Annotated in this window: 23 protein-coding genes and 1 pseudogene; 17 read left to right on the forward strand and 7 right to left on the reverse strand. The window is 70.3% G+C overall.

The annotated features are described in order from the left end of the window. Both BM362_RS39090 and BM362_RS39095 read left to right on the forward strand, forming a co-directional pair. The coding region (locus BM362_RS39090) for a peptide-methionine (S)-S-oxide reductase (RefSeq protein ID WP_208865474.1) at window positions 1-129 on the forward strand (129 nt) is incomplete at its 5' end. Further along, window positions 126-857 carry a DUF427 domain-containing protein gene (locus tag BM362_RS39095; protein ID WP_067587029.1) on the forward strand — a complete coding sequence of 244 codons (732 nt, stop codon included), beginning with the start codon at window positions 126-128 and terminating at the stop codon, window positions 855-857. The genes BM362_RS39090 and BM362_RS39095, both read left to right, overlap by 4 nt. Here the strand turns inward: BM362_RS39095 and BM362_RS39100 are convergent, their stop codons facing one another. Both BM362_RS39100 and BM362_RS39105 read right to left on the reverse strand, forming a co-directional pair. Further along, on the reverse strand, window positions 858-3,659 hold the full coding sequence (locus BM362_RS39100; RefSeq protein WP_244287434.1) for an MGDG synthase family glycosyltransferase: 2,802 nt from the start codon (window positions 3,657-3,659) through the stop codon (window positions 858-860). A gap of 27 nt (window positions 3,660-3,686) precedes the next feature. Next, the gene (locus tag BM362_RS39105) at window positions 3,687-4,670 is read right to left on the reverse strand and encodes a DMT family transporter (RefSeq protein WP_232791807.1); all 984 of its coding nucleotides are present in this window, start codon (window positions 4,668-4,670) and stop codon (window positions 3,687-3,689) included. Between the two features lie 98 nt (window positions 4,671-4,768). Here BM362_RS39105 and BM362_RS39110 point away from each other — a divergent pair, with 98 nt between their 5' ends. Both BM362_RS39110 and BM362_RS39115 read left to right on the forward strand, forming a co-directional pair. Beyond that, window positions 4,769-5,434, forward strand: coding sequence for a VC0807 family protein (locus BM362_RS39110; protein WP_093576568.1), 666 nt, complete (start codon window positions 4,769-4,771; stop codon window positions 5,432-5,434). Continuing rightward, a complete protein-coding gene (locus tag BM362_RS39115) occupies window positions 5,434-6,183 on the forward strand; it encodes an SDR family NAD(P)-dependent oxidoreductase (protein WP_167545600.1) in 750 nt (249 codons plus the stop codon). Before BM362_RS39110 ends, BM362_RS39115 begins: the two co-directional genes overlap by 1 nt. A gap of 110 nt (window positions 6,184-6,293) precedes the next feature. Here BM362_RS39115 and BM362_RS39120 read toward each other — a convergent pair whose 3' ends face one another. Further along, window positions 6,294-7,484: a PucR family transcriptional regulator gene (locus BM362_RS39120; protein ID WP_067587015.1), complete on the reverse strand. Its 1,191-nt coding sequence runs from the start codon at window positions 7,482-7,484 to the stop codon at window positions 6,294-6,296. A gap of 150 nt (window positions 7,485-7,634) precedes the next feature. Here BM362_RS39120 and hpnC point away from each other — a divergent pair, with 150 nt between their 5' ends. From hpnC to BM362_RS39185, 12 genes and pseudogenes are all read left to right on the forward strand, one after another. After that, entirely contained in the window at window positions 7,635-8,501 is an 867-nt protein-coding gene (gene hpnC, locus BM362_RS39125) for a squalene synthase HpnC (protein WP_208865468.1), read from the forward strand. Further along, entirely contained in the window at window positions 8,498-9,367 is an 870-nt protein-coding gene (gene hpnD / locus BM362_RS39130) for a presqualene diphosphate synthase HpnD (RefSeq protein WP_093576570.1), read from the forward strand. Before hpnC ends, hpnD begins: the two co-directional genes overlap by 4 nt. Continuing rightward, window positions 9,364-10,701 carry a hydroxysqualene dehydroxylase HpnE gene (gene hpnE / locus BM362_RS39135; protein ID WP_067587005.1) on the forward strand — a complete coding sequence of 446 codons (1,338 nt, stop codon included), beginning with the start codon at window positions 9,364-9,366 and terminating at the stop codon, window positions 10,699-10,701. The genes hpnD and hpnE overlap by 4 nt, the downstream gene beginning before the upstream one ends. Further along, window positions 10,698-11,729, forward strand: a complete 1,032-nt coding sequence (locus BM362_RS39140) for a polyprenyl synthetase family protein (RefSeq protein ID WP_093576571.1) — start codon at window positions 10,698-10,700, stop codon at window positions 11,727-11,729. The genes hpnE and BM362_RS39140 overlap by 4 nt, the downstream gene beginning before the upstream one ends. Beyond that, window positions 11,729-13,633, forward strand: coding sequence for a squalene--hopene cyclase (shc, locus tag BM362_RS39145; protein WP_093576572.1), 1,905 nt, complete (start codon window positions 11,729-11,731; stop codon window positions 13,631-13,633). The genes BM362_RS39140 and shc overlap by 1 nt, the downstream gene beginning before the upstream one ends. 163 nt (window positions 13,634-13,796) lie before the next feature. After that, complete coding sequence (gene ispH / locus BM362_RS39155) at window positions 13,797-15,266, forward strand: 4-hydroxy-3-methylbut-2-enyl diphosphate reductase (RefSeq protein WP_093576574.1); 1,470 nt, start codon at window positions 13,797-13,799, stop codon at window positions 15,264-15,266. 3 nt (window positions 15,267-15,269) lie between these two features. Beyond that, the gene (gene hpnH / locus BM362_RS39160) at window positions 15,270-16,271 is read left to right on the forward strand and encodes an adenosyl-hopene transferase HpnH (protein WP_067586997.1); all 1,002 of its coding nucleotides are present in this window, start codon (window positions 15,270-15,272) and stop codon (window positions 16,269-16,271) included. A gap of 243 nt (window positions 16,272-16,514) precedes the next feature. Continuing rightward, a complete protein-coding gene (locus BM362_RS49610; protein ID WP_244287425.1) occupies window positions 16,515-16,847 on the forward strand; it encodes a hypothetical protein in 333 nt (110 codons plus the stop codon). Next, complete coding sequence (locus tag BM362_RS49615) at window positions 16,844-17,533, forward strand: tRNA ligase subunit PheS family protein (protein WP_244287435.1); 690 nt, start codon at window positions 16,844-16,846, stop codon at window positions 17,531-17,533. The genes BM362_RS49610 and BM362_RS49615 overlap by 4 nt, the downstream gene beginning before the upstream one ends. 316 nt (window positions 17,534-17,849) lie before the next feature. Further along, window positions 17,850-18,460 (forward strand): annotated as a pseudogene (locus BM362_RS39175) (aldo/keto reductase). A 470-nt stretch (window positions 18,461-18,930) separates the two neighbouring features. Further along, complete coding sequence (locus BM362_RS39180; protein ID WP_093576575.1) at window positions 18,931-19,449, forward strand: lytic polysaccharide monooxygenase auxiliary activity family 9 protein; 519 nt, start codon at window positions 18,931-18,933, stop codon at window positions 19,447-19,449. A gap of 134 nt (window positions 19,450-19,583) precedes the next feature. Then, window positions 19,584-20,810, forward strand: coding sequence for a glycoside hydrolase family 64 protein (locus BM362_RS39185; protein WP_425285763.1), 1,227 nt, complete (start codon window positions 19,584-19,586; stop codon window positions 20,808-20,810). A gap of 40 nt (window positions 20,811-20,850) precedes the next feature. On the opposite strand, the gene BM362_RS49620 is transcribed toward BM362_RS39185, so the two are convergent. The 3 genes from BM362_RS49620 to BM362_RS39195 all read right to left on the reverse strand — a co-directional run bounded on the left by BM362_RS49620 (window position 20,851) and on the right by BM362_RS39195 (window position 22,376). Continuing rightward, window positions 20,851-21,120 carry an enolase C-terminal domain-like protein gene (locus BM362_RS49620; protein ID WP_244287426.1) on the reverse strand — a complete coding sequence of 90 codons (270 nt, stop codon included), beginning with the start codon at window positions 21,118-21,120 and terminating at the stop codon, window positions 20,851-20,853. A 17-nt stretch (window positions 21,121-21,137) separates the two neighbouring features. Then, window positions 21,138-21,551 (reverse strand): enolase-like domain-containing protein, encoded by a 414-nt coding sequence (locus tag BM362_RS49625; RefSeq protein ID WP_244287427.1) that lies wholly within the window; start codon window positions 21,549-21,551, stop codon window positions 21,138-21,140. Window positions 21,552-21,740: 189 nt separating this feature from the next. After that, entirely contained in the window at window positions 21,741-22,376 is a 636-nt protein-coding gene (locus tag BM362_RS39195) for a TetR/AcrR family transcriptional regulator (protein WP_093576577.1), read from the reverse strand. A gap of 80 nt (window positions 22,377-22,456) precedes the next feature. On the opposite strand from BM362_RS39195, the gene BM362_RS39200 reads away from it, so the two are divergent. After that, complete coding sequence (locus tag BM362_RS39200; RefSeq protein WP_067586965.1) at window positions 22,457-23,350, forward strand: NAD(P)H-binding protein; 894 nt, start codon at window positions 22,457-22,459, stop codon at window positions 23,348-23,350. A 658-nt stretch (window positions 23,351-24,008) separates the two neighbouring features. On the opposite strand, the gene BM362_RS39205 is transcribed toward BM362_RS39200, so the two are convergent. Then, window positions 24,009-24,743 carry a TetR family transcriptional regulator gene (locus BM362_RS39205; protein ID WP_093576578.1) on the reverse strand — a complete coding sequence of 245 codons (735 nt, stop codon included), beginning with the start codon at window positions 24,741-24,743 and terminating at the stop codon, window positions 24,009-24,011. Between the last annotated feature and the right edge of the window lie 71 nt (window positions 24,744-24,814).

The raw sequence follows: 24,814 nt of genomic DNA on the forward strand, positions 1-24,814 counted from the left end.
ACCGAGGTCACCGCGGCCGGCGACTTCTGGGAAGCCGAACCGGAACACCAGGACTACCTGCAGCGCTACCCGCACGGCTACACCTGCCACTTCCCCCGTCCCGGCTGGAAGCTCCCCCGGCGCGGATGACCGACTATCCAGCGGCGGCAGTCCCAACCGGACACGTCGAACCGGTGCCCCGGCGAGTGCGCGGTGTGCTCGCCGGGAAGACCGTCGTGGACAGCACGCGGGCCAAATACGTCTGGGAATGGCCCTACTATCCGCAGTTCTATTTCCCGCTCGACGACGTTCTCCCCGGCGCACTGCGCCCCGAGGACGGCGGGCGGCTCTCGCTGCGCGTCGGAGAGGTCGAAAAGCCTGCTGCCGCTTGGGTAGACGACTCTGTCCTGCCCGGACACGTCCGGTTCGGCTGGGACGCGCTGGACGCCTGGTTCGAAGAGGACGAACAGGTTTTCGTCCACCCGCGCAACCCCTACACCCGGGTGGACGCTTTGCGCTCGACGCGGCACGTCCGAGTTCGGTTGAACGGAGTGACGCTGGCGGAATCGTCGTCGCCGGTGCTGCTGTTCGAAACCGGCCTCCCGACGCGGTATTATTTCAACCGCACCGAAGTCGATTTCACGCACCTCGTCGCCGAGCCCGGCACAGTCACCGCCTGCCCGTACAAGGGCGAGACGTCCGGCTACTGGTCCGTCCGCGTCGGCGACGTCCTGCACGAACACCTCGCGTGGACGTACGCCTACCCGGCCGCGGCGGTCCAGCCCATCGCCGGCCTCGTGGCCTTCTACAACGAGATGGTGGACATCGAAGCAGACGGAGAGCTTCTCCCCCGCCCGCGGACGCACTTCTCGCGGTGACTACACCCGCCCGAACGCCTCCACGACCGCGGCCGCCAGCCGGTCCCCGCGCTCGTCGTGCCCGGCGGGCACGGTGATGCAGACGGTGAACCGGTCCGCCCACGTCATGATGCCGACCGCGACCGGAACACCGGGAGCCAGCGACAAGACCGGGTACACGGTGCGGACGAGCGCCCCGTTGAGCACCACCGGCGACCGCGCGCCGGGAAGCACCGAGGCGATGACGCTGAACCACGTGCCGCGGTAGACGAGCTTGGCCGCCCGGCGGTGCAGCGCGGGCGGCAGAATCCCGAGCACGCGCACGACGGCGTTGCCCGCGCGGGGCGCGCCGTGCCCGACTTGGCCGGACAGCATCCGGTCCGTCGCCCGGACCCGCTCCGGCAGCGGCATCGCTCCGGTCGGCAGGTCCACCGAAGCCGCGCCGGTGTGGTTGCCGAGCTGGCGGAAGGTTCCGGTGTCGCGGACCGACATCGGGATCAGCACCCGAAGCCGCTCCGGCGCGGTCCCGCCCAGCTCGCGATGCAAGGCCTCGGCGACGAGCGCGAGGACGAGGTTGGTCGTCGGCACCCCGGCCCGCCGCGCGGCCTTCCGGACTTCCGGGGCGGAGAGGCGGGCCCGCGCGAAATGCCTTCGGGAGCTGTCGATCCGCTGGTCCCAGCCGACCCGGGGTGCGGAACCGGCTCGGGCGAGAGTCCAGACCCCGCGCGCCAGTTCGGCGGCTTGGTTGCGTGAGCCGGGCTTCGAGCGCGCGGGCCCGGCGATGCCGGAACGACCTCCCGCCGGCCGGTCAAGCCCGTGCCAGACCGGGCCCGCCGCGCGAGCGAGCGCCCCGCGCACCGGTGCCGCCAGCGCGGCAAGTCCCGCCCGCACCGCGTTCCGCTCGGGGTGAGACCCGTTGCGCCCCGATGGGGGATTGGGTGCGCCGGATGCTCCCAAGGCGGCATCCGGTGCGTCTGATGCACCCCATGTGGCGTTCGGTGCGCCAGGCGCACCCAAGGCGGCATCGGATGCGCGAGATGCACCCAATGCGGCATCCGGTGCGTCAGACACACCCAAAGCGGCATCCGGTGCGCCGGATGCACCCAAAGCGGCATCGGATGCGCGAGACGCACCCCATGTGGCATCCGGTACACCAGACACACCCAAAGCGGCATCCGGTGCACCAGACGCACCCCATGCCACATCGGGACGCCGCCGCCACCCCTTCCGCCGAGGCACCGCCGCCGGTGCCAGCGGTTTCTTCCCCCGCGCCTGCCCCACCAGCGCGCTGATCACCGCGATCCCGTCACTGGCCGCGTGGTGCAGCGCGATCAGCAACGCCCCCTGCTCCCCCTCGATCCCGGTCACCAGCCGCGCCCGCACCGGATGTTCCGGCGACACCGGGTCCGAGAAGAACGCGTCCATCTCCCGCGTCAACGCCTCGTCCAGCGGCGCGTCCGGGCCGACCCGCACGGAAGTCAGCACGTCCGCCGACGTCCGCCCCGGATCCTCCTGCCATCGCGCGCGCCACAGCCCGCTGCCGGGCAGCAATCGCGTGCGCAAGCCCGGCGTCGCCGCGAGCAAATGCTCAGCGTCGGCGTGGGTGACCGGCGTGCCGTCCGCCTTGGGGTTGAACACCAGCACCGCCCCGACCTGCTGCGGCACCTCCGGCGTGGCCACGTGCACGAACAGCGCGTCCTCTGGCCGGAGCCGCTGCGTCGGCGGGTTCAACGGCGCGGAAACGAGCGATTCCAGCGCCTCCACCAGCGGGGTGGCGGTTTCGCAATGCCGCGCGACCGCTTCGGCCATCTCCTTGAGCCGTTCCGGTTCGGCCAGCAGCCCCCGCACCGTCTCCGCCAGCTCGCCGTCCTTTGCCGACACCAGAGCGAGCCCGGCCGCGGCCATCAACCGGGCGTTGGCCTTGCCGTGCGCGGCGATCGGATGGTGCATCAGCACCGGGCGCCCGCACGCCAGTGCCTCCAGCGAGGTCGCCCCGCCCGCGTTCGTCACGACGACGTCCGCCGCCAGCGTGTACCGCTCCGGCTGGTCGGTCCACCCGACCACGTGCAGTCGCGGTTCGCCCAGCGCCCGCAACCGGGCGGCCGCCGGGTCGTTGCGTCCGCAGATCGCGATCGGCGCCACCGACGGATCCGCCGCCAGCAGCTCCCGCACTGTCGTCTCGATTTCGCCGAAACCCAGCGAGCCGCACGAAACCAGCGGGACGAACGCGTCCGGCGGCAAGCCCAGTTCCTGGCGCGCCGCCGTCTGGTCCCCTGGCCGGAACACCGCGCGCACCGGCGGCGCGGACACCCCGACGTGCGCCGAGGGGGACGAGCGCAGCGCGGGCGCGACCGCGACGTCGTGCATCACCATGGTGAGATCCGCCGCGCCGTAAACCCAGAACGGATGCGGCGCGAAGTCCGAAACCCACGCACCGATCGGCACGCGCAGTTTTCCCTTGCGGCGCAGCCAGGCCAGGCCCGCGGTGCCCATCGGATACGTCGACAGCACCAGGTCCGGCGCGAATTCGGCGACCGGTTTCGCGAGCCGCCTGCCGCACCACGAGGCGGTGAACCAGCGGGACGCGGCGGCGAACCACGGAATCCGCCAGATCGCGCTGTAAAAGAACTCGTAAAGCCACGGGACGCTTTCCACATTGGCGACGTAAATCCGCTGGAAAAGCCCCTCGAAACCGGGGCCGAGCCGTTCCAGCGCATTGACCCACCGCACGGTGGCGTCCGGCCAGCGCCGCCGTATCGCGTCCTCGAGCGCGCGTCCCGTGGCGTTGTGCCCCTGCCCCATGTTCGCGGACACGATCAGCACGCGCTCCAACGCTGCCCCCTTTTTTCGCTAGCAGGCGGTCCCGGCGAGGCCGTACCCGTCGTCCGGGTCCGAATCAGGCCGTTCGCCGGGTTCTTCCGATGCGGGTTCCTCTTCGGCGGGCGGCGTTTCCGATTCCGCCGACAAATGCGACGCGCGGGTGGACAGGAGTGCGATCCCGACCACGATCACCAGCCCGGCCAGCGCTTCGCCGAACAGCGCGAGCGGCCTTCCGTCGGCCGATTCGCCCATCCACGACAGCCCGATCGCGACGCCGACCAGCGGGTCCAGCGCGGTGATGACGGCGAGCGCGGGCGTCAGGAACCGGCCCTGCTGGAACGTGTTCTGGCTCAACAGGAACCCCAGCGGCCCCACGACGCACACCAGATACAGCGTCCAGTGCCGGAACGGTTCGTCGATCCCCGTCCGGAACTGGCCCGCGACCACCTTCATCAATCCGGCGGTGAGGCCGTAGAGCACGCCGGTCGCGACAGCCAGCCCGAGCACCCGCCAAGATCCCGAATTCGTTGACGCGGCAACAACAAGCGAGACCAGGGTCACCGCGGCGAGCGCGATGCCCAGCGGCAGCAGGTCGCCGCCGCTGACGAGCGTGTCGCTGTTGCCGCTCGGCCGGGCGACGACGAGGAACGCGGCGAGCCCGGCCACGCACAGCAAGCCGCCGGCACTCATCGTGCGGTCCGGGCGGCGGCGCTCCAGCCGGGCGGACGCGAGCCCGGCGAACATGAGCGACGTCACGAGCAGCGGCTGGACCAGCAGCAACGGCCCGAACGCGAGCGCGACGAGCTGCAGGACGAGACCCAGGATGGTCGCGGCGATCCCGATGAGCCACAATGGGCGTCCGACGAGCCGCTTGAAGAGCGTCAGGTCGAGCGGTTTGCCGGTTTCCACCTCTTTGGTCGCCCTGGCCTGCGCTGCGCTCGCGAGTCCCATGCACGCCGCGCCGGCGACGGCGGCGGGGACAGCCACGACCAGCGACATCCCCGTAACTGTCACGGACTCTTCACCTCACACCGTCCCCATCCGCCGTGCTTATGCTCAAGCCTTGTCCGAGGCCGAGTCGCCCGGTTGGCACCGGAGGCAGCAGAACCCGCATGCGACACCCCCATACGATCGACCTCCCCTCGTTCCGCAATCTCGTCGTGGACGGGGGCCGGCACCTGCTGGAGTCGACGCTGGTCCCGGCCGGCCTGTTCTATCTCCTGCTGACCCTGGTGAGCTTCGACAGCGGGGTCATCGCCGCGCTCTGCTGGTCGGTCGCCGTGGTGGGCACCCGGCTGGCGCTGCGCAAGAAAATCCCCGCCGTGCTGCTGCTGACCACTGCGCTGCTGGTCGCGCGCACCGTGCTGGGGCTCGCCACCGGCAGCGCATTCCTGTACTTCCTCCAGCCGACTCTACAGAATTTCCTCGTCGCCAGCCTGTTCCTGGTCTCCGCGCCGTTCAACAAACCGCTGCTCGCGCGGCTGGCCGGCGATTTCTGCGCATTCCCCGATTCACTCTCCGGACACCCCGGAATGCGCCGGTTCTTCCAGCGCGTGTCGGTGCTGTGGGGACTCGTCTTCGCGGTGAACGGCGGCGTGACGCTGCTGATGCTCGCGCGGGAAACAGTCGGCGACTTCCTCATGGTGAGCACCGCGGGCTCGTACTCGATCATCGGGCTGGCCATCGTCGGTTCGCTGTGGTGGTTCCGGCGTTCGCTGCGCTCGGCGGGCATCACGCTGCGCATGGGCCACCGTCCGGCCGCGCTGCCCGCCGCCTGATGGCCCGCACCGCCCTCGTCACCGGCGCGTCGTCGGGCATCGGAACCGCCACCGCGCGGCAGCTCGCCCGCTCCGGCGTCCAGGTTGTGCTGCACGGCCGGAACGAGGACCGGCTGGCCGCCCTCGCCCAGGAAACCGGCGGCACCGCGCTCGCCGCCGACCTCGCGCACCCCGGCGCCGCGGCGGATCTCGCCGAACGCGCGCTGGCGGTCACCGGATCGGTGGATCTGCTCGTCAACAACGCGGGCCTCGGCTGGGCCGGTCCCCTGCCCGAGCTGTCCGAGGAACGGTTGCGACTCCTCGTCACGGTGAACCTGACCGCGCCGCTCGACCTGACTCGCGCGCTGCTGCCCGCGATGCTGGAACGCGACCGCGGGCAGATCGTTTTCGTGTCGTCGATCGCCGGACGCACCGGTGTCGCCGGAGAAGCGGTGTACGCCGCGGCGAAGTCCGGTGTGGACGCTTTCGCCGACAGCCTTCGCTTCGAGTTGCACGGCACCGGAGTAACCGTCGGAATCGTAGTTCCCGGAGTGGTGCGCACGGAATTCTTCGAGCGTCGCGGCCGTCCGTACACCCGCGGCACGCCCCGTCCGGTGAGTGCCGAACGCGTGGCCGCCGCGGTGGTGCGCGCCGCCGCGCGGCCAGGCGACTACTACGTGCCACGCTGGCTGCGTATCCCCGTCGCGCTGCGCGGCACGGCACCCGGCCTGTACCGCGCGCTCGCGACGCGGTTCGGCACCGAAAGCTGACGGGCCCACGCACACCTCCCTCGTGAGTGGCAATGCCGGTTCTCACCGGCATTGCCACTCACGAGACCCAACCACGCCCCCTCCCCTCCCGCATCAGGGAATCTCCCCCATCACCCCTCCGCCTCCCCCGGCGGCCCCCAGGCCAGCGCCAGCACGAGCGACGCGCGCGCGGCCGGGTCGTCCAGCGCCGGCCCGAACAGGTCGTGCAGGCGGCCGAGCCGGTAGGACACCGTCTGCGGATGGATGTGCAGGTCCTCCGCGACCGCCTTGCGGTCCCCCAGATGCAGCAGCCACGACGTGAGCGTGGTGGACAGCCGTTCCCGCGCGGATTCGTTCAGCTCGTCGAGCGGGGCGAGGGCTTGTCTTCGCAGCGCGTCGAGCAGCCGGTCGTCGCGGTGCACGATGATCGCGTCGAGATGCTCGTCGGCGAACACCGGATCGTCGCTGAGCAGGTGGTCCCGGCGCAGTCGCGCGGTCACCTCCGCGATGCGCAGGCTGGCCGGGAGCCGGTCGAGCGGCACCGTCGCGCCGACCACCGCGCCGCCGCCGCGCAGCGCGCGAGCCAGCCACGCGCGCCTGCCGGGACCGCCCGGGTCCGGCACGATCGCCACGACCACGCCGGGCCGGCGCAGCCGCAGGCAGCTGTCTTCGAGGCGGAACACCAATTCCCGGCCCAGCTCGTTTTCGTCCTCCACCAGCACGACCGCGGCGTGCTTGGGCAACCGCCAGTCCGCGCGCACCGCCGCCGCGCGCACCGCGGCCTTGTCCGCCCGGTCGGACAGCAGCAGCGCGGTCAGTTCGTCGCGCAGCCGTTCCCGCGCGCGCACCGCGTCTGACTGCTCCTGCAAGTAACCGCGCAATGACGATTCCGAAAGCTGGTCCACCAGAGCGAACACGGTGGTGGCGAGCGAGGCGAACAGTTCGGCGGGCACCTCAAGATCGAGCGCGGCTTCCGAAACGTACCGCCATGCCACGCGCGCGCCGACCCGGTATGCCGACAGCAGACTCGTGACGCGCCTGCCCTGCTGGTACTGCGCGCGCCCGATTTCCTCGAACACCGTCTGCTCCACGCCGGACCCCAGTTCCGGCAGCCGCTCGTCGGGTTCGGCCGCCATGTCGATCAGCCGCCGGACGAATCCCGCGCTGGCGGCGACGAGGTCGGCGAGTTCTTCGGTCAGGAACTCCGCGTAGTCGGGGTGCTCGTCCGCGAGCTGGTCGCGGACCTCGTTGAGCATGGCGGGCAGCCGGCGGGTCACCACCGTCTCCAGTTCGTCAAGCCGGGTCACCTGATCTGGTCCCATGTGTCCGGGAGTCCTTCCGTCGCAGGCAGCGGTCTCGGGTCGCCTCGGGACATCCTGTCCCCACTTTGGCCTCTCGTGCCAAGTCGAAGCCACCGAAATTCGCTTTCCGGCGGCAGAAGCCGCCCGTCCGGGGGCGCGACACTGGCGGGGATGAGATCAACCTCGGGTGTCGGTCACGCTCCGGATACGTCAGGACTGCGAGAGAAACGGCGCGCGGAAAACTTCCCGGTGGCCCTGCGGGTGCTGCCGGGACAGCTGCGCGCCGACCTCGTCGCGGTCTATTCCGTCGCGCGCACTGTGGACGATCTGGGTGACGAGGCCGAGGGCGACCGGGTGGCGCAGCTCAACGCGTTCTCCGCGGAACTGTCCGCGGCGTTCGGCAACGGGGAACCGGAAGATCCCGCTGTCCGTGGACTTCTCCCCGCGATCCGCGCCGGACGGCTGACCGAGGAACCGTTCCAGCGGCTCGTCCGGGCGAACATCCAAGACCAGCGAGTGCACCGTTACCCGGTTTTCGCGGACTTGCTGGCGTACTGCCAGCTTTCCGCGGATCCCGTCGGGCGGATCGTGCTCGACCTGCTCGGGGTGGCCGGCCCGGCCGCCGCGGAGCTGTCCGACCGGATCTGCACCGGACTCCAGCTCGTGGAGCACTGGCAGGACGTCGGCGAGGACTACCGCAACGGGCGGGTGTACCTGCCGCAGGAGGATCTCGCCGAGTTCGGCGTCGCCGAGGAGGAACTGGGCGCCGCGCACGCGTCGCCCCGGATGAAAGCGCTGATGCGGTGGGAAACCGCCCGCGCCGCCACCCTGCTGGGCGGCGGCGCGGATCTGCTGGGGCTGATGTCCGGCTGGGGGCGGTTCGCGGTGAGCGGCTTCCTCGCCGGCGGGCTCGCGACGGTCGACGCGCTGCGCGCGAGCGGCGGCGACGTGCTGTCCGCACCGGTCCGGCCGAGCCGGGCCGGGCTGCTGAGTTGGCTGGGGTGGCTGCAAGTCGGCACGAGGAGGCGGTCCGGATGACGGCACTGGGCACAGTGGACGAGGCCTACGCGCACTGCGCGGCGGTCACCAAGAAACAAGCTCGTAACTTCTACTACGGAATCCGGTTGCTGCCGCCGGACAAACGCGCGGCGCTGTGCGCGGTGTACGCGCTGGCCCGGATCATCGACGACATCGGCGACGACACCGCGACGTCCGCGGAGGCCAAGCTGCACGGGCTCGCCGGGGTGCGGAAATCGCTCGGCGACCTGTCCTCGGCCACCGATCCGGTGTACGTCGCGCTCGCCGACGCGGCGCGCCGGTACCCGATTCCGCTCGGCGCGTTCGAGGAACTGCTCGACGGCGTCGAGATGGACGTGACCGGCCGCGAGTACGTGCGGTTCGAGGAGCTGGTCGAGTACTGCCGGTGCGTGGCGGGTTCGGTCGGGCGGCTGTGCCTCGGCGTGTTCGGCAGCCGTCCGGAGCCGAACGCGCCGGTGTACGCCGACGAGCTGGGGATTGCCTTGCAGCAGACCAATATCCTCCGCGACATCCGCGAGGACCTGCTGGCCGGCCGGGTGTATCTGCCCAAAGAGGACCTCGACCGGTTCGGCGTCGAACTGTCCGCGGGCCCGGACGGGAGGCTGGCCGATCCCGAAGGCGGGCTCACCGCGCTGATCCACGACAGCGCCGCGCGGGCTCGCGACTGGTACGCCCGCGGTCTCCGCCTGGTGCCCTCTTTGGACGGTCGCAGCGCCGCGTGCTGTACCGCGATGTCGGGCATCTACCGCACTCTGCTGGACCGGATCGACGAACAGCCCGCGCGCGTGTTCGACCGGCGGCTTTCGTTGTCCGGCCGGGAAAAGGCGGTGGTGGCGTTCCGGGCGCTGACCGGGATCGGCCGATGACCGCCCCGGTCGCGGTGGTCGGCGGCGGGCTCGCGGGCATCGCCGCCGCACTCGCCTGCGCCGACGCCGGGCGGCCGGTGACGCTGTTCGAGGCGCGGCCGCACCTGGGCGGGCTCACGCATTCGTTCACCCGCGGCGAGCTGCGGGTCGACAACGGACAGCACGTGTTCCTCCGCTGCTGCACGGCCTATCGCGCGCTGCTCGACCGGCTCGGCGTCGCGGACCGGGTGACCCTGCAGCCTCGGCTGGAGATCCCGATCCGCTTGCCGGGCGCGGCCGAGCCGACCTGGCTGCGCCGCGACGACCTGCCCGCGCCGCTGCACCTGGCCACTTCGCTGCTGCGTTACGACCCGCTGCGCCCGCTCGACCGGGCCCGGTTCGCGCTCGCCGCGCTCGCGTTGCGCCGGGTGGACCCGAAGGCGGACCGCACGGATCGCCAGTCCTTCGGGGAATGGCTGCGGCGGCACGGGCAGAGCGCGGCGGCGATCGAAGCGTTGTGGGATTTGGTCGGCGTGGCAACGCTGAACGCGACGGCCGACGACGCGTCGCTCAGCCTCGCCGCGACGGTGTTCCAGGAGGGCCTGCTCACCGATCCGGCCGCCGCCGACATCGGATGGTCGCTGGTGCCGTTGCGGGAACTGCACGGCGATCCGGCTCGCGAACGGCTGATCGAGGCCGGGGCGGACGTCCGGGTCGGCACGAAGGTGCGCGCGATCGGCGAAGGCAGGCGGGTCGTCACCGATCGCGGCGAGGAGGAGTTCGGCCAGGTCGTGCTCGCCACTCCCCCGCCGGTGACCGAACAGCTCGCGCCCGACGGGGCGATCGGGCTGCCGCCGGGCTGGTCCGGCGGGCTCGGCAGCTCGCCGATCGTGAACGTGCACGTGGTGCTCGACCGGAAGGTTCTCGGCGAACCGTTCGTCGCGGGCGTGCGCACACCGGTGCAGTGGGTGTTCGACCGGACGCGGCAGTCCGGGCTGGACTCCGGGCAGTACCTCGCGATGTCGCTGTCCGCCGCGGACGCGCAGATCGACCTGCCCACCGCGAAACTGCGCGAACAGTTGCTGCCCGAACTGCTGGCGCTGCTGCCCGAAGCACGCGGCGCGCGGGTGCTCGACTTTTTCGTCACCCGCGAGCGGCACGCGACGTTCCGCCCCGGCCCCGGCACCGCCTCGCTGCGCCCGCCCGCGCGCACCGGCCTGCCCGGGCTGTACCTGGCGGGCGCGTGGACCGCGACCGGATGGCCCGCGACGATGGAGGGCGCCGCGCGCAGCGGCGCGGCTGCGGCCGCCGCCCTTCTTCAGCACAACGGTGAGAGGGAGGGAGTCGGAGCATGACAGCCAATCTGTTTTCCGCCGAGAAAACGCGTTCAGCGGTGCCGCCGGTGCTCGGCAGCGCCCGGGACGTCGTGCGGCCAGCGTTGCGCGCCGCCGTCGACCGGCTGGACGACGCCAGCCGCGCGATCAGCGCCTACCACCTCGGCTGGACCGACCCGAACGGCGTGCCGGTGCGGGGCAACGGCGGCAAGGCCGTGCGTTCGGCGCTCGCCGTGGTGTCCGCGCAGGCCGCGGGCGCGCCGGTGGAGGTCGGTGTGCCCGGCGCGGTCGCGGTGGAACTGGTGCACAACTTCTCGCTCGTCCACGACGATCTGATGGACGGCGACACCGAGCGCAGGCACCGGCCGACGGTGTGGGCGCTGTGGGGGTCCGCGAGCGCGATCCTGACCGGGGACGCGATGCTCGCGCTCGCCCAGGAAGCGGTGCTGGACAGCGGTTCCCCGCACGCGGTCGCGGCCGGGCGGCTGATCGCCCAGACCACGCGACGGCTCATCCACGGCCAGTTCCTCGACGTCGCGTTCGAGCAGCGCGACGACGTCGCCCTCGCCGAATGCGTGACGATGGCCGCCGGGAAAACCGGTGCGCTGCTGTCGGCCAGCGCGGCGATCGGGGCGGTGCTCGCCGGTGCGCCCGCCGAGGTGGTCGGCGCACTGGCAGTGTTCGGAGAAGAGATCGGCCTCGCGTTCCAGCTTGTCGACGACGTGCTCGGCATCTGGGGCGACCCGGCGGTCACCGGGAAATCGGTGTACTCCGACCTGCGGGCGCGCAAGAAGTCCCTGCCGATCACCTACGCGACCACACACGGCGGCGCGGCGGGCCGGCGGCTCGCGGAATGGCTGGCCGGGGACGACGACACCGACCTCGCGCGGATCGCCGCCCTGGTGGACGACGCGGGCGGCCGCGAGTGGGCGACGGGGGAAGCGGCGCGGCACGTCGCCGCCGCGGAACAAGCGCTGGCCGCCATCCCGCCGGGCCCGCGCGACGACCTCGTTGCGATCGCCCGTTTCATCGCCGGAAGGGAAGCGTGATGACCCAGACCGTCCCCCGGACCTCCGCGCCCGCCGCCCGCACCGCCGACGGCACTGTCGCCGCGGCCGTCGAGTTCCTGCGCCGCGAGCAGGACCGCGCCGGATGGTGGAAGGGCGAACTCGCCACCAACGTCACGATGGACGCCGAAGACCTCCTGCTGCGGCATTTCCTCGGCATCCTCACGCCGCAGGTCGCCGAGGAGTCCGCGCGCTGGATCCGCTCGCAGCAGCGGGCCGACGGCACCTGGGCGAACTTCCCGGACGGTCCGGCCGACCTGTCCACGACGGTCGAGGCGTGGGTCGCGCTCCGGCTGGCCGGCGATCCGGCGGACGCCCCGTGGCTGGCCGCCGCGGCGGAGTGGATCCGCGAGCACGGCGGGATCGAGGCGACGCGGGTGTTCACCCGGATCTGGCTCGCGATGGTCGGCCAGTGGTCGTGGGACGACCTGCCGAGCCTGCCGCCCGAACTGATCTTCCTGCCGTCGTGGTTCCCGCTCAACGTCTACGACTTCGCCTGCTGGGCGCGGCAGACCATCGTGCCGCTGACCATCGTCGGCACGCTGCGCCCGGTGCGGAAGCTGCCGTTCGACGTTTCCGGACTGCGCACCGGCAAGCGTCCGCCCAAAACGCGCGCGCCGTGGACATGGGACGGCGTGTTCCAGAACCTCGACACCGCGCTGCACGCCTACGCGAAACTGCCGCTCAACCCGGTCCGGAAGCTCGCGATGAAGCAGGCTGCGGAGTGGATCCTGGCCCGGCAGGAGGCGGACGGTTCGTGGGGCGGGATCCAGCCGCCGTGGGTGTACTCGATCCTCGCGCTGCACCTGCTCGGCTATCCGCTCGACCATCCCGCGCTCAAGGCCGGGATCGCCGGGCTCGACGGGTTCACCATCCGGGAGAAGACCGACCAGGGCTGGGTGCGCCGGCTCGAAGCGTGCCAGTCGCCGGTGTGGGACACCGCGCTGGCGATGACCGCGCTGCTCGACGCGGGCGTCTCCCCCGGCGACGAAACCCTGGTGCGCGCCGCGGAGTGGATGCTGGGCGAGGAAATCCGGGTGCCCGGCGACTGGGCGGTGCGGCGGCCTTCGCTGAAGCCGGGCGGGTTCGCGTTCGAGTTCGCCAACGACGGCTACCCCGACACCGACGACACCGCCGAGGTGGTGCTCGCGCTGCGGCGGATGGGCAGGCCGGACCACCTGCGGATCCGCGAGGCGGTCGACCGGAGCGTCGCGTGGCTGGAGGGAATGCAGTCCAGCGACGGCGGCTGGGGCGCGTTCGACGCGGACAACACACAGGTGCTGGCCACTCGCCTGCCGTTCTGCGATTTCGGCGCGGTGATCGATCCCCCTTCGGCGGACGTGACCGCGCACGTGGTCGAAATGCTGGCCGCGGAAGGGAAATCCGGCACTCGTGAATGCCGTCGCGGGATCCGGTGGCTGTGGGACAACCAGGAGGAGGACGGCTCGTGGTTCGGCCGCTGGGGCGCGAACTACGTGTACGGCACCGGTGCGGTGGTGCCCGCGCTGGTCGCGGCCGGGATCCCCGGGAGCGACCGGCGGATCCGGCGCGCGGTGAAGTGGCTGGCCGAGCACCAGAACGACGACGGCGGGTGGGGCGAGGATCTGCGGTCCTACGACGACCGGGCCTGGGCCGGGCGCGGTGATTCGACGCCGTCGCAGACTGCGTGGGCATTGCTGGCGCTGCTCGCCGCCGGGGAGCGGGAGTCCGCTGTGGTCGCCCGGGGCGTCGAGTGGCTGGTCGAACGGCAGCGGCCGGACGGCGGGTGGGACGAGGACAAGCACACCGGGACCGGATTCCCTGGCGACTTCTACCTGTCGTATCACCTGTATCGCGTGGTGTTCCCGCTCTCCGCGCTCGGCCGGTACGTCCGGGGCGGGTCATGACACCCGTTGTGCCGGCCGCCGTGCAGTGCCGGGTCGTAGGGTGTGCCGTTCTGCCAGCGCCACCTGACTCGGACCCAGGCTCGGGCGAGGATGCGTGTGGCGTGGGGATGGCAGTTCCTGCCACAAGCCCCATCGGGGCGCATGCACGGAAGAAGGTGCACTAGTGACCCCGATCGTCTGCACCCCGTTGCGGATCGAGCAGGCCGCGTTGCGCGGTCCCGGTCCGCGGACGGTCCACACCGGACTCGGGCCTCGCCGGGCCGTCGCCGCCGCGACCCGGCTCCCGTCCGGACCGCGGATCGTCGCGGGGATCGGCGGCGGGCTCAGTCCGGAGGTACGGCCGGGGGACATGGTGGTCGCCACCGAGGTGCGCGGTCCTTCCGGCGCGGTGCCGGTGCCCTCCGCACCGTTGCTGGCGGGTGCGTTACGACGTCTCGGGCTCACGGTCCATCTCGGACCCGTGGTGGGCAGTTCGCATGTGGTGCGGGAGCGGGAGCGCGCTTCGCTGGCTTCCAGTGGTGCGCTGGCGGTCGACATGGAGTCCGCGTGGCTCGCGGCCAAAGGTGAACCGTTCGCTGTGGTTCGAGCCATTGTGGACACGGTCGGCGAGCCGCTGCTGCATCCTTCGACTGTCGCTAATGGACTCGCTGGGTTGCGGAGCCTGCGCCGGGCCGCTCCCGCGATCACTGCGTGGGCTGAAGCGGTGGGACCGCGAACGGTGCTGCTGGCCAGTCCGCGATCGTTCTGCGCTGGGGTGGAGCGGGCGATCGAGATCGTCGAGCGCGCGCTGGAGAAGCACGGCGCGCCGGTATACGTGCGTCGCCAGATCGTGCACAACACCCACGTCGTGCACCGGTTGCAAGAGCGCGGTGCGGTGTTCGTGGACGAGGTGGAGGAAGTTCCGGAAGGCGCGACCCTGGTGTTCGCCGCGCACGGCGTCTCTCCGGCGGTTCGGCGCGCCGCGGCGGACCGCGGACTGTCCGTAGTGGACGCGACGTGTCCGTTGGTCACCAAGGTGCACAACGAGGTCCGCCGCTACACCGGTCGCGGCGAGACGGTGTTCCTCATTGGACATGCCGAGCACGAAGAAGTCGAAGGCACCGTCGGAGAAGCGCCCGGCAATGTGGTGGTCGTCGGCGATGTCGCAGCCGCTCGGACAGTCACCGTGCGCGATCCGTCGCGGACCGCCTACACCATGCAGACCACGCTGGCGCTCGACGAAGCCGAAGAGATCGCTTCCGTGCTGCGCGAACGATTCCCCGGCCTTTCCGCACCGCGCAAGGACGACATCTGCTACGCCACCACCAACCGGCAGCAGGCCTTGCGCGCGATCGCCCGCGAAGTGGATCTGGTGCTGGTGGTCGGCTCCGGGAACTCGTCCAACTCGCGGCGGCTGGTGGAGGTCGCCGAACGCGAAGGAACGCCGGCGGTGCTGGTGGACGGCTGCGGCGACGTCGACCTGCGCCGGCTCGCCGGAGCCGGGCGGATCGGGCTCACCGCGGGTGCTTCGGCGCCACCGCGTCTGGTGTCCGAAACAGTCGGGGCCCTGCGCGGATTAGGGCCGGTCAGCGTCGCGGAAAACACGCTGACGGAAGAAGAAATGACGTTCACCCTACCTCGGGAGGTGCTCTGAGCGATGGCCATGCCGTTGCGCCAGTCTCTTCGACTGGGCGGTTATCTGATGAAGCAGAAGCTGCTGCGCAAGGAGAAGTTCCCGCTCCTGGTCGAGCTGGAACCGCTCTTCGCGTGCAATCTCAAATGCGGCGGCTGCGGCAAGATCGCGCAGCCGCACACCCTGCTGAAACAGCGGATGCCGGTGGAGCAGGCGGTCGGGGCGATCGAGGAGAGCGGCGCGCCGATGGTGTCGATCGCGGGCGGCGAGCCGCTGATGCACCCGCAGATCGACGAGATCACCCGGCAGCTGCTCGCCCGCGGCAAGATCATTTTCCTGTGCACCAACGCGCTGCTGCTGCCCAAGCACATCCACAAATTCAAGCCGCACCGCAATTTCGCGTGGATGGTGCACATCGACGGCCTCGAAGACCGGCACGACGCGTCGGTGCGCAAGGAGGGCGGTTTCCAGGCGGCGGTCGACGCGATCAAGCTCGCCAAGGAAAAGGGCTTCCGCGTCATGACGAACACGACGTTCTTCACCGGGGACACCCCGCAGGACGTCATCGACGTGCTCGACTACCTCAACGACCTCGGCGTCGACAACATGCAGATCTCGCCGGGGTACGCGTACGAGAAGGCCCCGGACCAGGACCACTGGCTCGGCGTGCAGCAGACCCGCGAGCTGTTCGCGAAGGCCTTCGGCGGCGGCAACCGGAAACGCTGGCGGCTCAACCATTCCCCGGTGTTCCTCGATTTCCTCGAGGGCAAACGCGACCTGGAATGCACGCCATGGGGCATCCCGTCGTATTCGCTGCTCGGCTGGCAGCGTCCGTGCTACCTGCTGGACGACGGCTACGCGAAGACCTACCGGGAACTCATCGAAACCACCGAATGGGAGAACTTCGGCCGCGGCAAGGACCCGCGCTGCGCCAACTGCATGGCGCACTGCGGCTACGAACCCACCGCGGTGATCGCCACCCTCGGCTCCCTCAAGGAGTCCGTCCGAGCCGCCGTCGGCCACTGACCTGCGGTCGGTGAAGGGCCTCTTGCGGGAATCTGATCCCCGCAAGAGGCCCTTCACCGGCATTTGCCGGGTGGGCGCGGTGGGCGTGCCATGATGGCGGCATGCGTGCGCAGCGATTTCTTCGCCCCCGGAGAGTGCCCGGGGGGCCGCGCGTGCGCGCCGGGTTCCGCCCGCTGACGTCCGCGTCTCCCCACGCTGCCCGGGGGTGAAGTCCAGCACTTCACGACCCGAAGCGAGGAACCCGTGGACCCCCTTGAACCCGCCTCGACGCTGCGCCGGATCGCCGCGCTGACCCAGGCCGCGCTCGCCGATCTCGCCGAGGCAGGCACCCCGGCCGCGGTCGCCGCCGTGCGCCGTTCCGTGCTCGGCAAATCCAGTCCGCTCGCCGCCGTCCGCCGCGACCTCGGCCGCTGCGACCCGGCCTCCCGAAAGCAGCTCGGCCTCGCGCTTTCCGAAGCACACCAACGCATTACCGCCGCGCTGGAGGAGAAGCTCGCCGCGGAAACCGCTCTGGGCCGCCCGCTCGACCCCACCGTCCCCGGCCTCCCGCCGGACTGCACCCGGTCACCCAGCTGAGACACGACCTCGACAACGCCTTCCGCGCACTCAGCTTCGCGGTCGTCGAGGGCCCGGAAATCAGTTCCGCGGACCTGGAATTCGACCGGCCGAACTTCCCCGCCGACCATCCGGCGCGGGAAAGCATGGACACCTACTGGCTGGCCGGCGGCCGCTGCCCGCACCTGACCGGTGCCAGCGTCCGGTACCTGAGCACGCACGAACCGCCGATCCGGATCGCCTACCCGGGCCGCGTTTACCGCAACGAAAGCACCGACACCCGGCACGAGCGCGCGTTCTTCCAGTACGAGGTGCTGGTGGTGGACAAGACCGGTCCCGCTCGCCACCGCCCGGTTCCTCGCCGGTGCCATTCTCGGCACGGTGTCCGGCGAACCAGCGCGCACGCGGATGCCGCGCGGCCGGACGCGGTCCCGCAGCTGACCCGAACCGGACGGCAGGTCCGGGCGACAGCGGCGCAGGCGTTGTCCACCGTGGCCCAGGCCGCGGTCACGATCCTGGGCGGACCGGACGCGGATCTGCTGAAGGAATGCGGCCGACCGGAATGCACGCAGGTTTACCTGGATCATTCGCGCGGGTCACGGCGCGAATGGTGTGCGATGGCCACCTGCGGAAACAAAATGAAAGCGGCGGCTTACCGGGCACGACAGCGAGGAAATCCGCCGCTGACACCCTCCCGGCAATCCTGAACGTTCAGCCGGCGAACAAGCGGCCCAACGCCGCCCGGCCGCCGTCGTCCGCCGCCGGCAGATCGGCACTCGCTGGTCCGGATTCTCCACCGGGGCAAGCCCGAGGAGGGCGCGCGCCTGCTGTTCGACCGTTACGTCGAACGCGGCGGCAACTTCGTCGACACCGCGCCGGCCCCGAACTTCGGCGGATCGCACCGCAAAAGCCTGTTCGCCTCGGCGGAGGCCGGCCCGCGACAGCTGAACACGGACTACCTCGATCAGCTCTGCCTTGCACGACTGGGACTTCACCACGCCGGACGGGGACACCCTGCGCGGCATGGACGACCTCACCCGGCAGGCACAATCCACTACGTCGCGATGTCCGGTGCCCCCGTCCTGGCCGATCTCGCGCAGGCAAACCATCGCCGACCTGCGCGGATGGGCGCCGCTCGTCGCGTTGCAGGTCGAGTACGGCCTCGTCGAGCGCGACCTGCTCCCGATGGCCCGCGAGATGGGCCTCTGCGCGGTCCCCTCCTCCCCGCTGGCCGGCGACGTCCTGACCGGCAAGTACACCCGCGCCGATCAGACCGCGGCCGAGCCGGTCCCGGCGAGAGCTGCGACCTCGCTCTCGGCGGGGTCACCGAACGCAACCTCGGCATCGCCGGGGTCCTGGCCGACGTCGCCGGGGAAATCGGCCGCACCCCCGCCCAGGCCGGGCTCGCCCGGACGCTGCGGAACCCCGCCGTGACCGCGCCGATCGCCGGGGCCCGCACGCCTGACCAGCCGGAAGACAATCTGGCCGCGCTGAGCGTCGAGTTCGCCGAGCCGCACCTGGCCCGGCTCGCCGGGGCCAGCGCGATCCAGCTCGGCATCCCGCGCGACATGCCCGCCAGCGACCACATCCGCACGGTGGCCCGGGGCGACCTGGTCATCGAGGACCGCCGCTGACCGCCGAGCCATTGCCAAGCGCGAACACCAACCATCCAGTTGAGCATTCCCGATCGAATCCGTTCAACCCTCCGGAAGTCGGCAATTGCGAAGACCGGGCAGAATCGCTGCACCAGACCACCCGTCCCGGCGGCTTTCCCTGCGCCCACGCAGCTTCGCACTGTCCATTATAGACATTGCAGGTCGGACGAAATCACGCTGGGTGGCCGTGATCCGCGTGGTGCCACCCGTCCGGCGCAATCCGCGGAAAGCACCACAAGAGACAGTGGCCTGCCGTGACAACGTTGACGGATAACCACTGCCCCGCCTTTCTTTGCCAGCTGTTGACCTTTCCCGAGCCTCGGGCGTATGGTCTAGACCAAGAAGCCCACCCCTTCGCTCCCACCTCGTGCGGGCCGGCTCCCGGAAAGCCGGTGCGTCGCTTTGTCGTACCCGCACCAGGAAACGAGCATTCCCCGAAGGAGCTGTCCATGAAAGCGAACCGGAAACTCGTCGCGGCCGCGGTCGGCACGGCGATCGCCCCGGTGCTCGTGCTGATCAGCCCGGCAGGCATCGCCAGCGCGCACGGGTACGTCAACGCGCCGGCGAGCCGGCAGGCCCAGTGCGCCGAGGGAACCGTTTCCTGCGGCGAGATCAAGTACGAACCGCAGAGCGTCGAAGGGCCGAAGGGGCTGCACAGCTGCAGCGGCGGCAACGCCGAGTTCGCCGAACTGAACGACAACAACAAGGGCTGGACGGCGACCCAGGTCGGCTCTTCGGTGGCCTTCACCTGGAGCTTCACCGCCCGGCACCGCACGTCCAACTACGAGTACTGGATCGGCAACGACAAGATCGCCACCGTGGACGGCGGCGGCCAGCAGCCCCCGGCTACGGTCACCCACAACGTAGACCTCAAGGGGCACACCGGAAGGCAGACGGTCCTCGCTGTCTGGAACATCGTGGACACCGCGAACGCGTTCTACGCCTGCATCGACCTGCAAGTGAGCTGACCCGGGCAGTCCACAACAGACACTGAGGCACGGGCCGTGGCGGCGGCCCGTGCCTCAGCGCGCGTCCGGGGCATCCGCCGGAAATGACAAAACCAGCCAATTTCTCCCGCACTCGTTGACCCGCTTTCCCGGCCGTGACTAGCGTGCCGGTCACCGGAAAAGGGCACGACTCCAGGAGGCGGTTTTCCTTGATTTCCCGGCGGGCATTCCTCGGCGCATCCGCGGCAGCCGCGACATTTCCACTCTGGAACTCCGCGTTCGCCTCCGCGACCACCCCCGACACCGCGAAGGTCGCTTTCGACGACCAGTCCGGCGCCGGCCAGAGCTACGCGTACATCACCGGCACGACGCTGGACAACCGGCTCGTCATCCTGAAAGCCGATGGCACGCCTTACTATCCGCCGTCCCCGGGCAGCGACCACACGCCGCTCGGCGAGGACTGCGCGATCCCGCTGAAGTCGCTTTCCCAGGTCACCGTGCCGAAAATGTACGCGGCCCGGATCTATGTCGCGCTGGAGAACAAACTGGACTTCTTCGTCAACCAGGGCCCGGCGCTCGTGCACCCGAGCTTCCTCGACGCCAACGACCCGAACTACAACCGGACCTGGTCGTTCTGCGAATTCACCTTCAACAACGACGTGCTGTTCGCCAACATCAGCTACGTCGACTTCGTCGCGATCCCGATCGGCCTGCACCTCACCACGACCGGCTCCGGCGACCAGACCGTCCCCGGGCTGCCCGCGCGTTCGCTCGACCCGATCTGCGACGCGCTCAACGCCCAGGGCGGCAAATGGGGCACGCTCATCGAAACCGGCGGCGACGGAAAACCGCTGCGCGCGCTGTCCGCGCATTACCGCGCCGACCAGTTCGGCGGATATCTCGACGGCTACATCGACGAGGCGTGGAAGAAGTACGCCAGCGAGACGCTCACCGTCGACACCCAGGTGCCCGGCCTCGGCGCGTTCACCGGACAGGTCGGCGCGGACGGCGTGCTCGCCTTCGACAACGGCGAACGCTTCGACAAACCCGCCACGCCGGACGTATGGAGTTGCGACAGCGGACCGTTCGCCATCAAGGAAGGCGACAGCGACGCCCGCAAAGCGATCATCCCCCGGCTGGCGGCGGCATTGAACCGCACCACCCTGCGCGACAACCCGAAACAGCCGACCGGCGAGGACCCGGCGAAGTTCTACCAGAACCCGGAAACCAACCACTACGCGCGAATCGTGCACAGCAAACTGCCGGACAATCGCGGGTACGCTTTCCCCTACGACGACGTCTCCCCCGGCCCCGATTTCAGCGGCGCGGTCCAGGCCGGCGACCCGGACACGCTCACCATCACGGTCAACGCTCTGCGCTGAGCCAACGACGTGCCGCGGTCCTTTTCGGACCGCGGCACTGTCATCCGGCGAGATCGCCCTCCCGCTCGTTCTTCGCCGCGTAGAAAGCCAGCTTCTCCTCGTCCACTTCCACGCCGAGCCCCGGCCCGGCCAGCACCCGCAACCGGCCGCCGGAGAGCCGCAACGGCTCGACAATGTCGTCCGCGTGCAGGTAATGCATGCTGTCGATCGCCCGCGACAGCACCGGCGTGCTGGCCACCACCGCCAGATGCGCCGCGAGCGCTTTCGTCGCCGCGATGCCGCCCCATTTGCAGACCTCACCATGGATCACGTCGACCGCACCCAGCCCTACCGCCGGCGCGAAGTTCCTCCAACGCAATCCCGGCACGAATCGAATCCGGCGCGGACCACGCGGCGTTTCCGCACATCGCCGCGAACGTCGCGGGTGCCCTTCAATGTCACCGCCGAGAAGCCGCCCTGGGCGACCACTCCCGCCGCGTGCTCAGCCAAACCCTGCGCGAGTTCCTCCCCTTCGGCACCAGGCGCGTCAGCGCGAGTGATCAACGCCGTGATCGGCACCTCGGTCCGCACCGCCCCACCCAGCCGGTCAGCAACGGACTGCCCCGTGGCCCGCCCCAGCAGATCCCAGCACGCGACGTCCAACCCGGCCAGCGCCGCATACCCCAGATAGCCGTGGAAAAACGGCACCATGTGCTGCCGACGATGAACCGCTTCGAGCGCGAACGGACTGGTCCCGATCATGTCCGCGCCCAGTTTCCGCGTCAGCTCCGCGACCGGACGGCCTCACATCGTCTCGCCCCAGCCCTCGGCCTCGGTGTCCGTGCGCAACCGCACCACCGTGCGGGTTTCACCGGTTCTTGGTCTCAAACGAACTGGTGAACGGATTCGTCAGCGGCAGATTCACGATCCGCACGGCAACGTCGGCGATCTTCATGCCCGCTGCCCCAGCGCCGCCGAAACGACCAGCCGAATCGGTGCCAGTTCGACGTTTTCCACCACCGCCGCAGCCCCCGGCATTTCCTCGACCGCGGGCTCGGCCTTCAGCAACACCCGAAACACCCGCGGCAACACCGTCCGCCCGACGAGATCCTGCGCGAGCACCGCCGCCTCCGGGCCGTCCATTGTGTACTGATCAGCCAGATACCCGGCGAGCCGCTCGTACATCACCGTGAACATCGCGTCGTAGTACGCCTTCGCGCTGTCCGGCAACCGCTCGGCAGCCGAGATGCAGAGCCGGCACGTCCGCGCCTGCGGCTCCCAGGTCAGCAGCTGCTGGAACCGCCCGCAGAACAACGCGACCGCCTCGACCGGGTCGTCCGCGTACGCGTCCGGGGTCATCAGCTTGCCGAGGTACAGCTCGCGGACCAGGTCGAGCACCGCGAGGAACAGCTTGTCCTTGCTCTCGAAGTGCGCGTACAGCGACCGCTTGGACGTCCCCGCGCCGGCCGCGACCGCGTCCATCGACGCCCGCTCGAACCCGGTTTCGAGGAACACGTTCTTCGCCGCAAGCAGGATGTGCTTGCGCAACTCCGCACCCCGCAGCTGCGAACCGCCTTCACGCGCCATCCTTGCCTCCGCCAAAAGTAAACGGTACGGTGGAGTTTACTTCCTCCTCCACCTCTTCGACAGTCTCCTGGAGTGCCCGCATGATCGTCGTCACCGCCCCCACCGGGAACATCGGCAGCCGCGTTCTCGCCGAGATCGCCGACGGTGCGCGCCCCGTCCGCGCGATCGTCCGCGACCCCGCGAAACTGCCTGCCGACCTGCGCGAACGCGTCGACGTCCACGTTGGTTCGCACAGCGATCCCGAGGTGCTCGCCCGCGCCTTCGACGGCGCGGACACCGTGTTCTGGCTAGTCCCGCCCGACCCGCGGGCCGAGAGCGTCGACGCGGCCTACTCCGGCTTCGCACGACCCGCCGTCGAAGCAATCCGCACCCACGGCGTCCGCCGGGTGGTGTCGGTCAGCGCACTCGGCCGCGGCACCGCCTCCGCCGAACGAGCCGGGCACGTGACCGCCACCCTGGCGATGGACGACCTCATCGCCGACACCGGCGTCGCCTTCCGCGCACTGGCGAATCCGACCTTTATGGACAATCTGCTGCGCCAAGCTTCAGTGATCAAAGAACAAGGCGCCTTCTACGACGTCCTGCCGCCGGACTACGCCGCCCCGACCGCCTGCACCCGCGACATCGCCGCAGTCGCTTCCCGGCTCCTGCTCGATCCATTGTGGACCGGCCGGCAAGAGGTACCCGTGCTGGGCCCGCAAGACCTGTCACCCGGCCAGGAAGCTTCCATCGTCAGCGAGGTACTGGGGATTTCGGTTAAGTACCAGCAAATCCCGGTCTCCGCACTCGGCGCACGGGTTCTCGCGAACGGTCACTCCGAAGCGATGGCACAGTCCATGATGGACATGGCGACCGCGAAGCTGAACCATCTGGACGCGGGCGTGACCCGCACTCCGCAGCATGCCGTCGAAACGCCGACGACTTTCCGGCAGTGGTGCGAAGAAGTCCTCAAGCCCGTGGTGGACAAAGCCTGACCCGCCTGTCGCCCGCTGTGGGCCAGCCCCGCCAAGATGTGGTCCGCGGCGAAGGTCCACCTTTCGCAGCGATCATCGGCATGCGTCGTTTCCGCTTCGAGCATGATCCGGCTCAGATACGGACAGCCGCCGCTGCCGATGATCACATCGCCGTACTGCGCCTGCGCCGCCAACCAGGTCGGCCAGCTCGTCGAGGACGTGGCCGCGGACGAAGGTCAGCAACGCGCGCACCTGGGCCAAGACCTCGTCCGCAACCGTACGCCACGTCCAGGCACGCCAGCCTGTTCGGCCCGAGCGCCGGACGGGTCGCGGCCAGACACGGATGCCGCACCACTAGAGCGTGGTACTCCCCGGCGATCGCGCAGGTCCGCCAGTCCCCGGTCGGCGACGGTGGCTCATGCGCCCCGAAAGCGGCGTCGACCATCAAGTCGAACAGCTCGTTCTTCGTGGCGATGTAGCGGTACAGCGTCCTCGTGCCGGTGCCCGTCTCGCCAGCGACCCGGTGCGGGGACACCGCCTCAAGACCTTCCACGGCCGCGAGGTCGGCCCGGCTGTACGCCGGACGCGGGTCCCGCGTTACGCGGCATCCCACACCCGCCGCGCTTCACTGGCCCCTCAATGGCACTCAGTGCACTTCACTTGCCGACCGGCAAGCATCTCACCGAGGCTCGGCGCGCAGCACATCGCCGATCCGGGTCACCACCTCGTGCAACGGCGTCGCAGTGCTGAGCACCGCCACCACCGTGCCCGGCTCCGCCACGCCTGAGCACTTCCCGCCGGAGGTCCCGAACGCGTCCGCGACCAGGGCGAACGCCTCCGTCGCCGCGGCCTCGATGTCGTCCCGGCCGCCGCTGCGCAGCCAGCGCCGCAGAACATGGTTGTTGGCCGCCGCGATCGCCGCCGCGGCCACAGCGGCCCGGAGCGTCGCTGCCTCGTCGCCAGCCGCGGCGAAGCGGTCCTGGAGATAGCGCGCGAGGACACGCTGATACCGGTCGACCGTCGCGACTTCCTTGTCCCGCAACGACGGCACCGTGCGAGTGAGGGTGAACCGCTTGAGCGAGACGTCCAGCTCCGCGGCATAAGACTCCAGCACGAGCGACACCGCCGCGGTCGCCACCTCGATCGGGTCGCGCGCCGGGTCGGCGGTCTCGAAGACCTGCTCCATCTCGGCGACGATCTCGTCGTGATTGGCGAAGAGGACGTCGTCCTTGCTGTCGAAATACCGGAAAAACGTCCGCCGCCCGACGCCCGCCGCGGCGGCGATGTCGTCGATGGTCGTCGCCTCGTACCCGTTGGCGGCGAACAGATCCACGGCCGCCGTAGCGAGCGCACGCCGCAACTGCCGCCGCCCGGCCGGCGTGGCCCCGACCCGGGTGCGCGGCGTCTCCGTCATTCCCGAACGGTAGCAGCCCGGGTTGCTAGTGGCACTGAGTGCCGTTAGCATGAGCGGGCACCCCATGCGAG

Origin of the sequence: Amycolatopsis rubida (assembly GCF_900115345.1) — a bacterium.
Lineage (GTDB): Bacteria > Actinomycetota > Actinomycetes > Mycobacteriales > Pseudonocardiaceae > Amycolatopsis > Amycolatopsis rubida.